We start from the raw sequence: 14,299 nt of genomic DNA on the forward strand, positions 1-14,299 counted from the left end.
AGGCGATTGTCTGTTACCTCATCGACAACATTGGTAGCCCGAGCATTTCGATTTCTGAGGTCAGCCACACCGTGAGGAGAATGCTTCCGCTTTGCGAACTCACGGACTGGGAACTTCGCGATCTCATTGCACAAAGTGCGATCGATGCGGGATTTGCGATCGAAGTCGACCCGCAGGACCCAGCTGTCGAGGCATAGCCTCTGTCGAGCCGTAGTATCGTCGCAACGCTCGGCAATGGTGGACCGAGCTGCTTGCAGGAACGCATTGTCGACATGACAGAACGTGACCGTGACAGGTGTCGCAGCGAAGACGTATCGCTTGCATGGTGCGGCTTCAGGAGGGGCTGGATCGACACGAACTGCTTCGCTCCTCGAATCTGCCAAGAATAGCAATTCAGATATTGGCTGTCGGCAGGAAATGCCAGGCCGCGGCAGCGAACCGCGCACGTGACATCGCTGATTGTGATTGCACTTTCATTAGGAAATCCTAAAATCGAGGCGTGCTGAAATTGGCGTTCGGGGAGAAGTGTCATGCCTAGAGTTTCAGATCTTTTCTTCAAGACTGCCATCGTGTGGCTGGTTTTGGGGATAGGCGCCGGTTTGCAGATGGCGATCTCTGGCGACCACGGTGCCTTTCCGGCCCACGCACATATCAATCTGCTGGGATGGGTCACAAGCGCGATATTTGGCGGCTACTACGCCCTTAACCCGGCAAAGGCGGCGCGGAGAATCGCAATGATTCACTACGGCTTGTATAATGTCGGGCTGGTGATCATGCTGCCAGCGCTGTATCTGATGCTACAAGGCGGCTATACGGCGATTGAGCCGATCGTGGCCGCCGGCTCGCTGATCGTCGCCGCTGCCGTGCTGGTGTTTGCCGTCGTGGTTTTCTCAGGCGCGGGCGTGCGTTTGCCATCTGATTTGTCGCCGGCCACACGCTGAATGGCGCAAGTCAACGGTCGCAGGAGAGTGTCAGCGAGCTTTTTGAGACTGGTGGTCATTAAAGGAAGGTGGACGATCACGGTGCAAAGGCATATCTCCCATAGACGCTTTCAACCCTGCGGGCGCAAGTCTGTCACCGGCCGGTAGAAGATCACACGCACCGACGGAAAAAGCTGGTTGAGGTAATCGAAATCCCGAACATTGCCGGTCAGAACCGTCGCGCCCAGCAGACCGGCCTGGTGAAAGATCAGCGCATCGTTGAGGAAGCGGCGTTCCTGCCCCTCCCCTTTCGGCAGGCGGCTTAGCCGGAACAGCAGGCCGGCAAGCATGCCGGCGCGTCCCCAGGCGGTGGCGTCGGGTGCATGCAGCCGGTGCGCTGGAATATCTTCGATCGTGTCCGCAACCACTTTCAGGACCGACTTCGTCGTGGGATGGCCCGGATTGAGCCGGCCGAACAAATGGCTGAGCTCGGCAAGGCAGACGGCCGAGTGCTGACAGAGCCGATAGGTCAAAAGGTCATCGACCACTTCAGGCGTGCGCCCCTGCAGGACATCCAGATAGACGCTCGTGTCGAGAAGCAATGCACCGCCGACAGGCGGCTGATCCCCTGCCCAGAACAGAGCGGAATCCGGCCGCCGTTCCAGCCCTCCGGCACGCCGCTGTGGTGTGAGGGAACGCAGTGCGCTCCCGAGATCAAACGTCAAGATCAATGTCCGCGGAAATGCTGCCCTTGCGGCCGACGAGCCGGGCGCCAAAATCGTCCTCGAGAGCTAGCCGCGACAATGCGAGCTCAAGCAATTCAGTGTCGGAGGTCACATGAGCGCGCTTCTTTGCCGCCTCGATCAGTTCCGACGGCACCCTGCCGGAAAGGCGTGTGTTCTTGGCCGCGCCAAGAAGGCCGACGGCCCTCGCCTGTTCGAGCACCAGACGGTTCCGGGTGTGGGCGATCCGCTCCTGGCTTTCGGCGGCCGTTGCGCCACGTCTGCTCATCCTGCATTCTCCACTGTTGAACGAAACATAAGGGATGTTGAACATGAAGGCAAGGATTGGCACTGAGGAAGAGGACCCTAGGAGGGTCAACACTGGATTGGACATGATAATCGTACCCAACCGCTTGTCGTACGCGACCGGGCGCAGCTGTCGCAGCTATTGGTCAAGCACCTCGCGGTGGACAATTCGGCGCTTTGGTCGCACGTTGGGCCCTCGGAATCGCACCACTGCGGCATTCCAATGAACGAGAGTTCCGATGGGCAGTCCCCGTAATTTCATGACGCCTCTCGACGCGGTCGACACCGAGGACCTGCCTGACATTGTCGAGATCGTCATGGAGATGGGCGCCCGGATAAAGCTCCCTTCCCCGCCAGTCCTCGACTCGCGACAAGCATCACTGCCTGCGCATCTCGAAAAGCTTGCCGACCCCGCGCGCGATTCCGTCGATGCGGGGAGTTCGGCAAACACCCGTCGCGCCTATGCCGCGGACTGGAAGCTTTTTTCCGCCTGGTGCCGGCGCCAGGCGTTTGACCCGCTGCCGCCAGATCCGCTAGTTGTCGGCCTCTACATCACGGCCCAGGCCTCAGGATCGGTAAGGGACAAAAGGTCTGTGTCGACCATTGAGCGCCGCCTGTCGTCCCTGACCTGCAACTATTCGCAACGCGGTCCTCCGCTCGACTGGAAGGATCGGCATATCCACCGTCGTCAGGATTATAGAGGACGAAGTCCCCTCTCCTGCCATCCCAAATTCGGCGTTGCGCGCCAACGTTTATCATCCTTGCAAATCGGGAACTGAACTCCATAATTGCGAGGATGATGAAGCGCCGCGTCGAAACGCAACTGGCCGAACTGATAGACACCATCCCAGCGGTGGCGCTGATTGGGCCGCGGGTCGGCAAGACTACGCTCGCGCTCGAAATAGCCGAGACACGGCCGCATCGCCTATCTTGAGATGCACCCAATTGACGGACTGGAGGTGCCGGCCGAACAATTGAACCCCTTGTGGGTGCGCGGCGGCTTTCCCGACAGCTTTCTGGTGGCAAGCGACCGCGCCAGTCAGCGGTGGCGGCAGGACTTCATCCGCACCTACCTCGAACGCGATATCCCGCTGCTCGGGCCTCGCATTTCCAGCCGAAACGCTGCGCCGCTTCCGTTGAAGCACCTTTACAGTATTTCACTCTGCTGCTGATCCGGGTCTTTTCAAAGCGCTAGTCGCGGCCCGGCCTGGGCCTCGATCCTCGTCCGAAACAGTGCGATGAGCATTAGTCCGTCAGGCTTGTCGTGTCCCATGACCTCGATCACTGCTGATCTCGAACCGCCGCCAGGCACTTTGCTTATGTCCATAAAGCGGCTGGACGAGAGCCGCAGCCATCGTCGTGCTGGTCGATCGCCGAACAGGTGCAGGACAAGGCGAGCTCTGAGGCCGAGATACTAACTGCATATCGCGACCGACCAGTTCTGGATCGACCAGAAACGCACATGTCGTTGAAACGGGTCTTCACTCATATCGATCGGCCTTGCTGACGCTATTGCTAGACGATGCCCCAGCACGCCCCGTTCGGCTGATCCCTCGGGGTCGAGTTGCTGCCTTCACTTACCTTTTTCGCCTCATAACTCGAACGGCTCAGCCGATTTGGTCGGCCGCTCTTAGTTCATTGATTTCCTCGGACTCGCCGTCACGTCGCATGAGCATGCAATGCGAGCCATTTTGCTGGCAAGAGCTAAGGCGACAACCTTTGGCGGCCGACGCCGCAATAGGCCACCCATCCAACTCGCCCCACTGTCTCCATCACCGCGAGCATATCGCAGCAGCAATGTCGCGCCGAGATGAGCAGCTTCCCTGCTTGCTGATGCGGCCAAGGCGAGGCTTGCCGGCCGATGAATTTTGTCGCGGATCAAGGCGAGCCAGGCGGCGAAATGCCGACCTGATATGAAAACCTCCGGGTCAGGGACGATAGAAGCAAAGGCCGGGGCCGTGACAAAGCCGACACCAGGAATGGTCTCCAGCCAGCGGGCTGGGCCTTGCCTGCGCCCGTCGGCAGTTGCAACCCTTTTTTGCCCGCTGACGAACGCGATTTTACTGCAGTAAATAATGGCCTTTGTGGCAGAAAAACATGCATTTAGCGAGCTGGATGGGGAGAGTTTTTGCTTCGAAGGACGAGCAGCCGCTATCGCGACGATATTGGTATTCGGCAGTCAGAATCTCGTCTGGTGACGTTAACCTTCTGTTTACCTAAAACTTCTTGCCGGGCTTTCCGAATCGGAGCTTAATGGCGCTTGTTGAATAGTTTCATCGCAAAAAGCGCCAATTCAGGTTTCGACGAGAATGAATATCGCCATGCGGCTACCACGGTTCGAGTTCGACGATAAGATTCTCGAGCAGGGTGCTGAGATTTCGCGACGCCTCAATCAGCTTCGCATGGAGAAATTTCCACCCAATGCGACGAAGACGCTGCGTCCGTTTTCGATGGCAGAAGTCGCCCACTATCTTGGTGTATCGCAAAACAATCTGAAGCGGCTTCACCTCGAAGGCAAGGGACCTTTGCCTGACCAAGTCCCTTCCGGCCGACGCTCCTACACGGCCGCTCAGATGCTCGAACTTCGCCACTTCCTGGACCAGCATGGCAGGACCGAGGTCAAGAAGTATGTTCCGCATCGCAAGCCTGGCGACAAGCTCCAGGTCGTTGCTGTCGTCAACTTCAAGGGCGGTAGCGGCAAGACAACGACTGCCGCCCACCTCGCCCAGCATTTGGCGCTGACCGGCCACCGTGTCCTTGCAATCGATCTCGACCCGCAGGCTTCGCTCTCCGCCCTGCATGGCTTCCAGCCGGAGCTCGATCGCAACCTCTCGCTGTATGAGGCGATCCGTTACGATGACGAGCGCCGGCCGATCTCCGATGTGATCGTGCCGACCAATTTTCCTGGGCTGGACATCATTCCGGCCAATCTCGAGCTGCAGGAATACGAGTACGACACGCCGCTCGCCATGCAGGACAAATCGTCCAGTGCTGGCCGGCAATTCTTCACCAGGATCGCAAAGGCGCTGTCTGAGGTGGACGACCGCTATGACGTCGTTGTTGTCGATTGTCCTCCGCAGCTCGGCTATCTGACCTTGACCGCTATGTCGGCGGCGACATCCGTTCTCATCACCGTTCATCCTCAGATGCTCGACCTGATGTCGATGAGCCAGTTCCTGTTGATGCTCGGCGGAATTTTGAAGACCATCAAAGCCGCCGGCGCGGCGATCGAGCTCGATTGGTTTCGCTACCTGATTACGCGCTACGAACCGACAGACATTCCGCAAGCGCAGATGGTCGGCTTCATGCAATCCATGCTTGCCGGCCAGATCCTCGACAATCCCATGCTCAAGTCGACGGCGATTTCGGACGCAGGTCTGACGAAACAGACGCTCTACGAAGTCGAGAGATCGTCCTTTACCCGCTCTACGTATGACCGGGCGGTAGAATCGCTGGATGCGGTGAACTCGGAGATCACCGCTCTTGTCCATCGCGCTTGGGGGCGGTCATGACAGCGAAGTTTACGGCAGTAAAAAGTGGAAATTTCGCTCGTGAAATCAGTCGACTAACCGCAAATCGGAGCGATTGAATGGCACGCAAGGACATTTTCGGCAGCGTCATGGGACCCGCAACGGCAATTGCCGATGGCCAGGACGTCTCGAGCTACGCCGTTCGTGGCGCATCACGGTCGATCATACAGTCATTCGAGGAGCTCTCGAAGAGTTCAGTCGTCGATCTCGATCCGGCTTTGGTCGACACGTCATTCGTCTCGGACCGTATGGACGATGACGATGCTGCGTTTCAGGAGTTGCTGACGGCAATTCGTGAACGAGGGCAGGATTCGCCGATCTTGGTCCGACCTCACCCCGAGACTTCGGGACGCTTTCAGACCGTCTTTGGCCACAGGCGCGTCAGGGTTGCCCGGCAGTTGCAAAGGCCTGTACGCGCTGTCGTCAAGAAGATGGACGATAGGGACCATGTGATCGCCCAAGGCCAGGAGAACGCCGCCAGAGCCGATTTGTCCTTCATCGAGCGGACGCTTTTTGCAGACCGCGTTCTCAAGCGAGGCCATTCGCCTGAGACGGTGAAATCAGCTCTTGCGCTCGACGATACGACCTTCTCGAAGATGCGTTCCGTGATCGGCAACATTCCAGAGCAGGTGATTGTTGCGGTGGGCGCGGCCAAGGGCATTGGCCGAGACCGCTGGTGGCAGCTTGCCAAGCTCATGGAGCATCCTGGTGCGGCTGCGAGGGCAGAGGAGTGCGTGGCAATCGCCGATTTCGCGCAGCCAGGCAGTGAGGCCCGTTTTGCCCGTCTGTTCGAGTTTGTGAGCGCCCCGGTGAAGCGCCCGCAGGCGCCATCGAAGCCCCAGGAGCGGGCCTGGATACCCCAGGACAAATCAGTTCGAGCCAAGATCACCGACACCGGAAAAGTGTTTACGCTTGCCTTGAAGTCCAAGGAAGCGTCGCCCTTCGGCGCATTCATTGCCGGCAAACTCGATGAGCTTTTCGAGGCTTTTCGGGAATCGGAAATGGCCAAGAAAACAGGAGACTAAACCGCAAAAGAAAAAGGCCCCCGAACGTCACCGTCGCGGAAGCCCTTCTCAAGTCTGTAGCAAGCTGAGAATCGCATTTCCCCGAATCACTGTCAAGAGTCGTGGCGTCGTTTCGGCGAGCAGATTTCTTTTGCCTTTTTGAAAGGTGAGGGAAATGGAGAGTGGATATGCAACGACGCCCTTTGGGCGGCGGCCGATGACGCTTGCGCTGGTGCAAGCGAACGCGGCATCGCGCGAGATTCCTGACGGGGCGCTCGTCGAGAAGTGGCAGGTCTATCGATGGTTATGCGAGGGCAAGACCGTCGTAGGTGTGGGAGATCGCGCGCTCGCCGTGCTGAGCGGGCTTTTGTCCTTCTATCCGGACGACCAGATCAGCGAGGAAAACGGCCTGATGGTCTTTCCCTCGAACGCACAGTTGTCGCTGCGCACACACGGTATGCCCAGCTCCACATTGCGGCGACACCTGGCCGAGCTGGTGAGTTGCGGCCTGATCATCCGCCGCGACAGCCCTAACGGAAAAAGATTCGCCCGGAAAGGGAGGGGCGGCGCCATTGAGGAGGCGTTCGGGTTCTCGCTGGCGCCGCTGCTGACGCGGGCGGCTGAGTTTCAGCACGCTGCCGAACAGGTGCGCGCCGACAGCCAGGCGCTCCGGTTAATGAGGGAGCGGATTACGCTCCATCGTCGCGACATCCATAAACTTGTCGAGGTCGCGATCGAGGAGGGCGTTCCTGGCGACTGGGGAGCCGTCTGGAGACGGTTCAGAGCCATTGTGGATGCAATCCCGCGCCGGGCAGGGCTGTGCGAGCTGGAGGCGATCGTTGCCGAACTGACCAGACTTCACGACGAAGTGGACATGATGCTGGAAAACTTCATGAATGCCACGAATCCTGGCGGCAATGAGTCCCAAAATGAGCGGCAGCAATCTGATTCAAACACAGACTCCATCTTTGTATTTGAACCGGCTTTCGAGAAAAGCAGGGCGGCGGTCGAGCCAAGGCAGGCAGCCGCCGAGAAACCGAAAAGCTATCCGATAGGACTTGTGCTGAAGGCCTGCCCGGAAATTTCCGACTATGCCGTGCATGGCATCGGAAACTGGCGCGATCTGATGATTACCGCCGTCCAGGTACGAGGCTACCTTGGTATTTCGCCCTCAGCATACGAGGAGGCTTGCCACGTGATGGGCCAGGAGACCGCCGCCATCGTGATTGCCTGCATCTTGCAAAGGGCGCAGCACATCAACTCGGCCGGCGGTTATCTGCGGGTTCTAACCGAAAAGGCGAAGGCAGGGGAGTTTTCGGTGGGGCCCATGCTGATGGCGGCGTTGAAGGCGAACGGCATGACAGCAAAAATGACCGGGTAACCGTTGGCGGATCGGTTCGCGCTGATGCGGGGCTGGCATGGCGCATCATGTGAGGCTATGTTTTGCCTCACATGGAATGGAGAGTGAGAATGCTGGCGTTCGGAAACGTCGCCGACGTGTTGGGGTTACCCGTTAAGGAGGTGGCGTCGCGGTCGCTTTTCGGGCTGATTTCCCGGATCGAGAATGGACTTCCCATCGGCGCGCTCGAGCGCGTTGCGCATCTTCTGGCGCCTGGCGATGCTCAGTTCAAATACCGGCTGGTCCCAAAGGCGACCTACGAGCGGCGCAAGGCGGTACATCGTCTCTCGCCGGACGAGGGCACACGATTGGCCCGCGTGGCGCGGGTCTGGGGTCTTGCTGTCGATGTCTGGCAGAACGAAGAGGAAGCGCGTGATTTCTTGTTTCGGCCGCACCCGATGATTGAGGACAAGCGACCGATCGACTTCGTTATCCTGAGCGAGTTCGGCGCCGAAATGGTGGTCGAGATCCTCGCAGGTCTGAAGTACGGCAGTGCTGCGTGACGGCGCAGACTCTCGATCGCACGCTATCGTCCTTTCGCATCGACGATCCGGCCGGCACCTACCCGATCTTCGACGCGACCGGCTCGACAATCGCGCCAGGGCGATGGAGCACGCCTGGAAGCCCTATCATCTACACCAGCGAGCATTATTCGACGGCCTTGTTGGAAAAGCTGGTGCATGGCAGCGGCCGACTGCCGCCCAACCAGCATTACATCGAAATCACAATCCCGCGCGGGCTAAGCTACGAGGTCTTTTCGCAGCCGTCACTGCCCGGTTGGGACACGATGCCGGCGACGGTGAGCAAGGGATTTGGCGAAACCTGGTGTTTAGAACGGCGCAGCGTCATCCTGCTGGTGCCGAGTGTTGTAGCGCGTCTCGATTGCAATGTGCTGATCAATCCGGCGCATCCGGAGTTTTCGAGGATCCAGACAAGTCTGCACCAACCCGTCTATTGGGACCGGCGGCTGTTTGGGACGTGACGGGGAGGGCTTTGTGTCGACTACAACCAAGGCTTTGATGGCCATCGCAGGGGATCCAGATCAGCATTGCCGGCGGCTATCTGCGTGTGCTGGCCAAAAAAGCAACAGCAGGGAATTTCCATACCGCCCATGCTTGTGGCGGCGCTCAAGGCTAATGGCGCGACAGTGAGGATGACCGCATGAGTGGTACCGGGATTTGCTGAGGAGGCTTAGGCTTTAATCCGCGGATATGGTGATGGATCTGTGGCTGCAGCGCTTGTCGGCAAGAACACCGTATGCGAGGATCGAGGACATGAAGAACGAAGACGACCGAGAGCCGACATCCGATGAAACCGCCGGGATGGTGTGGTGGAACTCACTTGATGAGGCCGATCGCGCGGCTTGGCTGGCGCGAGCCGGCAGCGCCGTCGCCGCCGATGCATGGATGGCGTATAAGCGGCTCGGAGATGTCGAGCGTCAGTCGCGGACTTTGAACTGACGAGGGTCCCCGCAGCAGCGACGAAGTTTCTCGGATCCAGGTCACAATGACTGGTTCTGCGACGAGGCCAGGCCTTCGGGCTTGAGCCGTTTCCCGACTACGACTCCGTCCGTTGAGCACCTCCCCTTGGTGTCCACTCATGCAGGCGCTCAAGCTGGTTCGGCTCCGGACTTGAAAGCGATCGAGAAATGCCATATCTTCTGCACATAAAATATGACAATTTATGTGGTGAATGAGCTGCTATGGGCCAGGCACCGAAGTTACTCGTGCAGAATGAACCTCTCGTCTTGTCCTATATGGACCGCAACGGGAAGATCGCGATCGAGCAGGTCGCGGACGGTTTTGGCATGTCCAAGGGCCAGCTGGCTCAGACCGCCGGTCTTGCTCGCGAGACCCTCTATCGGTCGGAGCGCAGCCGGACGGTAAGGACACAGGGACGTCTGCGGGAAATGCTCGAGATCATCAGCCGCGTGATGGATTGGGCGGGCGGCAAGGAACAGGCGATGGCCTGGTATCGGGCCCAGCCGCTTCCGGCATTCGGCGGACGCACGGCCGAAGCGCTCGTGAAGGATGGAAAGGCCGCTGCGGTGCGTGACTACCTCGATCACATGGCCGTTGGCGGCTTTGCGTGAGGTTTGCCGGAACCTGCTACAGAGCGCACGATCCACGTTGGGCATTCAAGCCGACTTCCGGTGATGGAGCGGCGATCCGGGGTGCACGATTCAATCCCAAGGGTGTGCCGGCGCTTTATCTGGCGCTGACCGTCATGACAGCGGTCAAGGAAGCCAACCAGGGTTTCGCGCATCGGATCGATCCATGCGTGCTGTGTTCCTACGAAGTCGATTGCGACGACATTGCGGACCTGACGACAGGGCAGGCGAGGGAAGAATTCTCCGTCACGCTCGAGGACATGGCCTGCGCCTGGGCGACGGCTCTCGGCGATGGCGATCGCCCGGCGTCATGGTCCATCCATGACCGCCTGCGGCCGCAAGGCATCGCCGGCATTCTGGTGCCGAGTTTTGCTCCCGGTGCCGAGACGGAAGATCGCAACCTGGTGCTTTGGGACTGGGGTCCGCATCTTCCGCACAAGGTAACTGTATTCGACCCGAGTGGCCGGCTGCCGAAGGACCAGCTGTCCTGGCGATGAAGCACTCGCGAAGGGCAGGGGCGTTTTCGGCTTCGATCGTCAGCGCCAATCCAAGGCCGGGGCGACGCATCGAGGGCATCCCTTCCCTCGCCAGGTCGCGTATCGTCGTTCGTCGGTCAGCAGACCGGCCAAAAACTGGCGCCGATCGAACGGCAGCACCGTCTCAAGCGCATCGAGCCCCTCGGCACGTCTTGGTCTTGGGAAGCTGCTCTTTCACGGGCGTTTCCGTCTGGCGTTGGCGCCCCGAACAGCGTTGGCGCCCCGAACTTGCGGAAAGCCCGCAAACCCCGTATATTCCGGAAGAAGGAGTTCGCCAATGACCACCACCGTCACCGCCGCCGCCGTCTCGAAAAATTTTGGCGCCTATCAGGATGCCGCCGTCCGCGACCCGGTCATCATCACCAAGAACGGCCGCCCGCGCACTGTGCTGCTGGCCTACGAGGATTTTGTCCGGCTGTTGAAGCGCGACCGCCGGGTCGAGCTGACAGCGGAGCTCAGCGCGGACGAAGTCGCCGCGGTCGAAGCCTCGGAAATGGAGCCGGGTCTTGACCATCTCAACGACGAGCTCTCCGGGTCAAAGGGCCTGACGGCAAAAGATGCTGCCGGCTGAAATCAAGATCGGCCACGTCTTCCGTTATTCCTACCTCTGGCATTGGCAACACCGCGAGGGCCGTGAAGAAGGCGACAAGGACCGGCCTTGCCTGGTGCTGGCGCTGGTCGCCATGCAGGAGGACGGCTCGCCGGTCGTCCGGGTCCTGCCGATCCCCCACACGCCGCCGTCCGATCCCGATGATGCCATTGAGATTCCGGCTGCGGTCAAGCTGCGGCTTGACGGCGAGCGGTCGTGGATCGTTTTGACGGAAAGCAACCGGTTCGCCTGGCCGGGGCCGTAACGCCGGCTGGCGGTGCGGCATGCCGGGCGGCGTCAGGGCAGGGGCAGTCTCCATCAAGGCGTCTTCCAGGCGGGTTTCGCGGGGAGGGATCTTCAGAGCCTTTGGTGAGGTCGACGCGGAACCGATCGCGCCCGCCGATCTCGCGCTGCAGCTTCGTGTCCAAGAGCCAACTGAGCTTCAGCACGGGTCCTGCCGTATATGACGGCGACGGGACCAGGTTTCAGAAATTCGCGTTCGAGGGCCTGGGCGAGATTGACTTCATCGTGGCTGGTGCCGAGCTTTGCTTCCGGTGCCGAGACGGAAGATCGCAACCTGGTGCTTTGGCACTGGGGTCCGCATCTTCCGCACAAGATAGCTGTGTTCGACCCAAGCGGCCGGCTGCCGAAGGACCAGCTGTCCTGGCGATGAAGCACTCGCGCAAGGCAGGGGCGTTTTTCGGCTTCAATCGTCAGCGCCAATCCAAGGCCGGGGACGCACCGAGGGCGACCAGATCATGCCATCAGGCCAGGAAATCAACGGCAGCTGTGTCGTTCTTCTGGAACCCTTCTCCTGGACGGGCGCCCAGGATCGTTCGCGTTCGGCCCAACCTCTTCGAGCCAGAGATCAGGAATCCATGGCCCGGCAAGGTGTTTGCGACGATGCCGCTTTGACGCAGAACATCGACTTCACCGGAGGACTTCCGCAACTTTGCGCACATCGAACGGATCGCCCAGGATCGCCATGAGTGGCTGGTGTGGTGAGTGACGGCAGGTCAGGTGCTGCGAGAGCTTGGTCGAAGGGACGAGGCAACCGGCCCCGGCCCGCGCTGGCCGCTGGTCGATATCGAAAATGATGTGCTCGGCAACACCTCGCGCTTGCCGATGGCCCGAGTTTCTTTAAGAACGAGGCCTCAGACGATTATCCGCGCTGCCCGCCCGAGCGTGCGTTCGGCATCGTTGTAATAGTTCGACGCCTGCTGCACCGAGCGATGCTGCGACTGCTGCATGGCTTCAGGCAGCGGAATGCCGCGGCGAGCGGTTTCGGTGAGGTAGCCGGAGCGCAGGCCGTGGGCGGAGAAGGCTTGCGGGTCAAGCTCGGCCTCGGCGACGCGGCGCTTCAGGATCAGATTGACCGCCTGCGGCGTCAACGCCCGCTTATCGAGGTTGCCCCAACGGTCGATGCCGCGAAACACGGCGCCTTCAGTGATGCCGGCGCGCTCCATCCACAACCGCAGCACCGTTACCGGCCGGCCAACCAGCAGCACGTAAGCGTCGCTGTCGGCTTGTGTCGTCTTCGTCCGGCCAAGCCGGATCGACAGGCACGGGAGCGTTTCGGCGTCGGGATCCTTGGGGTCGGCCGGCACCGGATCTTCCTCGACCAGCTGTTCGACGCGCAGAGCAGCAATCTCGCTGCGGCGGCGGCCGCCGGAGGCAAAGGCGGTGATGAGGAGGGCGCGGTCGCGCAAGTCGACGAGCCGGTCGCCGGCGCAAGCCTTCAGGAGGGCGGCCAAAATGTCGGCGGTCACAGCCTTCTTGCTCTTGCGGCCGCGCGGGCGGGCGCTGGCGCGCACCGCCAGTTTGATGGCACTCTGCAGCCCCGGCCCATTGAACTTTCCCCTCATACCGCGCCATTTGGTCAGCGTCGACCAGCTCGACAGCCGCCGGCGCACGGTGCTGGGGGCGTGCGGAGCGTCGACGCGCAGCAGCTCGGCCGACTTCAGCGCGGTGGCTACGTCCTCGGGCATGCCGTGTGTTGGGTCGGTTTCGCGCTTTGCGGGATCCCACAGATGATGCGCCACGAATTTGATCAGCAGCGCCTCGGGCGCCGGCCAGGGCAGCGATAGTCCGGTGGCGGCGAGCGACCAGGCCTCGAGATAGCCGAGGTCGGAGGCGAGTGCGCGCAAGGAATTTGCGCCGATGCCTTGCTTGGCCAGGTGACGCAGGGTTGCGACGTCGTCGTCGGTCAGCAGTCCGGCCAGAACATCGCGGCGGTCGAAGGGCAGGACCGAGTCCAGGGCGTCGAGCGCTTCGGCCCGCCGCCCGACGCCGGCGGGCTTCGCTACGCCGAAGGGTGGGGCCGCGGCTTCAGCCATTGGCGAGAGGACCGAGGATCTCGACGCCTTCGGCCCGTGCCGCCGCGACCAGCTTGCGCTCCAGTGTGGCGAGCGGAAGCGTCCGCTCCATGGCCAGTGACAGATAGGCGGCATCATAGGCGCTCAGCCCATGGCGTGCCGCCAGCGCCAAGACAGGCCCGTCCCCGCCCGTTCCCGCGTCCTCGAGCGGCAGGCGACGCAGCCGGCCCATCGCCGCGATCGCCTCGCCCGCGGCAATGCGGCCGCGGCGTTCGGCCATCAGGACGATGCTGCGCGCCTCGTGCCAGAACAGCGACGGCACCGGGCCTTGTGCGGTCAAAGCGCCAATCAGCGCTTCGGCCGCCTCGCTGTGCTCCTCCGGAAGCAGCCAGGCGGCGGCAACGGACGTGTCAAGGACGAACACCATCAGAAGCGATGGCCTTCATGCTTCCAGGCCAGAATCTCCTCGGCGGTGACCGGCTGGGCCCGGGCCCGCGCGGCGCGGACTTCCTCGATCAGGGCGCCAAGGTCGTTGGTCTTGGGGATTCGGCTCAGTTTGGCGATCGGATCGTTGCCGCGCGAAATGATGACCTCCTCGCCGGCTTCCACCTTGGCCAGCAGGTCGGACAGGTGCGTCTTGGCCTCTCCGACCTTGACGGTGATGGTCATGGGTTTCTCCTGGGGGCATAGCGCTCTCGTCGAGCGGAGCGTGGAACGGTACGACGATCGGCAATTTGGACGACGCTAGCGCGATTTTCGGCGGTTGGTCAAGACTTGGTCTTGTCACTATCGATAAGAGGTCATTATCGATAGTGATGTTTGTCCCTGAAGAAACACGATGTAAGTCCAGTGAGAGCCTCACTAGCTT

17 protein-coding genes and 4 pseudogenes are annotated in these 14,299 nt (G+C 60.8%); 15 read left to right on the forward strand and 6 right to left on the reverse strand.

Features of this window, described 5'->3' with window-relative positions; translation table 11 throughout:
* On the forward strand, nucleotides 1-197 hold a 197-nt coding region (locus NKJ01_RS34755; RefSeq protein WP_352734996.1), incomplete at its 5' end, for a hypothetical protein.
* A 333-nt stretch (nucleotides 198-530) separates the two neighbouring features.
* On the forward strand, nucleotides 531-941 hold the full coding sequence (locus NKJ01_RS34760; RefSeq protein WP_023762678.1) for a heme-copper oxidase family protein: 411 nt from the start codon (nucleotides 531-533) through the stop codon (nucleotides 939-941).
* Between the two features lie 110 nt (nucleotides 942-1,051).
* Here NKJ01_RS34760 and NKJ01_RS34765 read toward each other — a convergent pair whose 3' ends face one another.
* Entirely contained in the window at nucleotides 1,052-1,645 is a 594-nt protein-coding gene (locus tag NKJ01_RS34765; protein WP_031261275.1) for a type II toxin-antitoxin system VapC family toxin, read from the reverse strand.
* Complete coding sequence (locus NKJ01_RS34770; protein WP_023762676.1) at nucleotides 1,635-1,931, reverse strand: hypothetical protein; 297 nt, start codon at nucleotides 1,929-1,931, stop codon at nucleotides 1,635-1,637. The genes NKJ01_RS34765 and NKJ01_RS34770 overlap by 11 nt, the downstream gene beginning before the upstream one ends.
* A gap of 340 nt (nucleotides 1,932-2,271) precedes the next feature.
* On the opposite strand from NKJ01_RS34770, the pseudogene NKJ01_RS34775 reads away from it, so the two are divergent.
* A pseudogene (locus NKJ01_RS34775) lies at nucleotides 2,272-2,628 on the forward strand (integrase); the annotation flags it as partial.
* A gap of 279 nt (nucleotides 2,629-2,907) precedes the next feature.
* Nucleotides 2,908-3,120 (forward strand): DUF8612 domain-containing protein, encoded by a 213-nt coding sequence (locus NKJ01_RS34780; RefSeq protein WP_352734999.1) that lies wholly within the window; start codon nucleotides 2,908-2,910, stop codon nucleotides 3,118-3,120.
* A 600-nt stretch (nucleotides 3,121-3,720) separates the two neighbouring features.
* On the opposite strand, the pseudogene NKJ01_RS36595 reads toward NKJ01_RS34780, so the two are convergent.
* Nucleotides 3,721-4,127: pseudogene (locus tag NKJ01_RS36595) on the reverse strand (transposase).
* A 130-nt stretch (nucleotides 4,128-4,257) separates the two neighbouring features.
* On the opposite strand from NKJ01_RS36595, the gene repA reads away from it, so the two are divergent.
* The 11 genes and pseudogenes from repA to NKJ01_RS36600 form a co-directional block, all read left to right on the forward strand.
* A complete protein-coding gene (gene repA, locus NKJ01_RS34790) occupies nucleotides 4,258-5,460 on the forward strand; it encodes a plasmid partitioning protein RepA (RefSeq protein ID WP_352487764.1) in 1,203 nt (400 codons plus the stop codon).
* Nucleotides 5,461-5,537: 77 nt separating this feature from the next.
* Nucleotides 5,538-6,503 (forward strand): plasmid partitioning protein RepB, encoded by a 966-nt coding sequence (gene repB, locus NKJ01_RS34795; RefSeq protein WP_352487765.1) that lies wholly within the window; start codon nucleotides 5,538-5,540, stop codon nucleotides 6,501-6,503.
* Between the two features lie 154 nt (nucleotides 6,504-6,657).
* Nucleotides 6,658-7,863 carry a plasmid replication protein RepC gene (gene repC / locus NKJ01_RS34800; protein WP_352487766.1) on the forward strand — a complete coding sequence of 402 codons (1,206 nt, stop codon included), beginning with the start codon at nucleotides 6,658-6,660 and terminating at the stop codon, nucleotides 7,861-7,863.
* Between the two features lie 89 nt (nucleotides 7,864-7,952).
* Complete coding sequence (locus NKJ01_RS34805; protein ID WP_352735002.1) at nucleotides 7,953-8,384, forward strand: antitoxin Xre-like helix-turn-helix domain-containing protein; 432 nt, start codon at nucleotides 7,953-7,955, stop codon at nucleotides 8,382-8,384.
* Nucleotides 8,381-8,863, forward strand: a complete 483-nt coding sequence (locus tag NKJ01_RS34810; protein WP_352735004.1) for an RES family NAD+ phosphorylase — start codon at nucleotides 8,381-8,383, stop codon at nucleotides 8,861-8,863. Before NKJ01_RS34805 ends, NKJ01_RS34810 begins: the two co-directional genes overlap by 4 nt.
* Before the next feature lie 292 nt (nucleotides 8,864-9,155).
* Entirely contained in the window at nucleotides 9,156-9,341 is a 186-nt protein-coding gene (locus NKJ01_RS34815; protein ID WP_352735006.1) for a hypothetical protein, read from the forward strand.
* A gap of 242 nt (nucleotides 9,342-9,583) precedes the next feature.
* On the forward strand, nucleotides 9,584-9,973 hold the full coding sequence (locus NKJ01_RS34820; protein ID WP_352487053.1) for an antitoxin Xre/MbcA/ParS toxin-binding domain-containing protein: 390 nt from the start codon (nucleotides 9,584-9,586) through the stop codon (nucleotides 9,971-9,973).
* The gene (locus NKJ01_RS34825) at nucleotides 9,970-10,488 is read left to right on the forward strand and encodes an RES family NAD+ phosphorylase (RefSeq protein ID WP_352487051.1); all 519 of its coding nucleotides are present in this window, start codon (nucleotides 9,970-9,972) and stop codon (nucleotides 10,486-10,488) included. Before NKJ01_RS34820 ends, NKJ01_RS34825 begins: the two co-directional genes overlap by 4 nt.
* 316 nt (nucleotides 10,489-10,804) lie before the next feature.
* Nucleotides 10,805-11,098, forward strand: a complete 294-nt coding sequence (locus NKJ01_RS34830) for a type II toxin-antitoxin system Phd/YefM family antitoxin (RefSeq protein WP_023762664.1) — start codon at nucleotides 10,805-10,807, stop codon at nucleotides 11,096-11,098.
* A pseudogene (locus NKJ01_RS34835) lies at nucleotides 11,085-11,378 on the forward strand (plasmid maintenance toxin (PemK-like)); the annotation flags it as partial. The gene NKJ01_RS34830 and the pseudogene NKJ01_RS34835, both read left to right, overlap by 14 nt.
* A 240-nt stretch (nucleotides 11,379-11,618) precedes the next feature.
* A pseudogene (locus NKJ01_RS36600) lies at nucleotides 11,619-11,789 on the forward strand (RES family NAD+ phosphorylase); the annotation flags it as partial.
* 481 nt (nucleotides 11,790-12,270) lie between these two features.
* Here the strand turns inward: NKJ01_RS36600 and NKJ01_RS34840 are convergent.
* Genes NKJ01_RS34840 through NKJ01_RS34850 form a run of 3 tightly spaced genes read right to left on the reverse strand, consistent with a single transcriptional unit; the run spans nucleotide 12,271 to nucleotide 14,100 of the window.
* Nucleotides 12,271-13,452: a tyrosine-type recombinase/integrase gene (locus NKJ01_RS34840; RefSeq protein WP_352487047.1), complete on the reverse strand. Its 1,182-nt coding sequence runs from the start codon at nucleotides 13,450-13,452 to the stop codon at nucleotides 12,271-12,273.
* Complete coding sequence (locus tag NKJ01_RS34845; protein WP_502904942.1) at nucleotides 13,445-13,861, reverse strand: type II toxin-antitoxin system VapC family toxin; 417 nt, start codon at nucleotides 13,859-13,861, stop codon at nucleotides 13,445-13,447. The genes NKJ01_RS34840 and NKJ01_RS34845 overlap by 8 nt, the downstream gene beginning before the upstream one ends.
* Nucleotides 13,858-14,100 carry a type II toxin-antitoxin system Phd/YefM family antitoxin gene (locus NKJ01_RS34850; RefSeq protein WP_023762657.1) on the reverse strand — a complete coding sequence of 81 codons (243 nt, stop codon included), beginning with the start codon at nucleotides 14,098-14,100 and terminating at the stop codon, nucleotides 13,858-13,860. The genes NKJ01_RS34845 and NKJ01_RS34850 overlap by 4 nt, the downstream gene beginning before the upstream one ends.
* Between the last annotated feature and the right edge of the window lie 199 nt (nucleotides 14,101-14,299).

The organism is Mesorhizobium sp. M0276, assembly GCF_040321755.1.
In the GTDB taxonomy this organism is placed as follows: domain Bacteria; phylum Pseudomonadota; class Alphaproteobacteria; order Rhizobiales; family Rhizobiaceae; genus Mesorhizobium.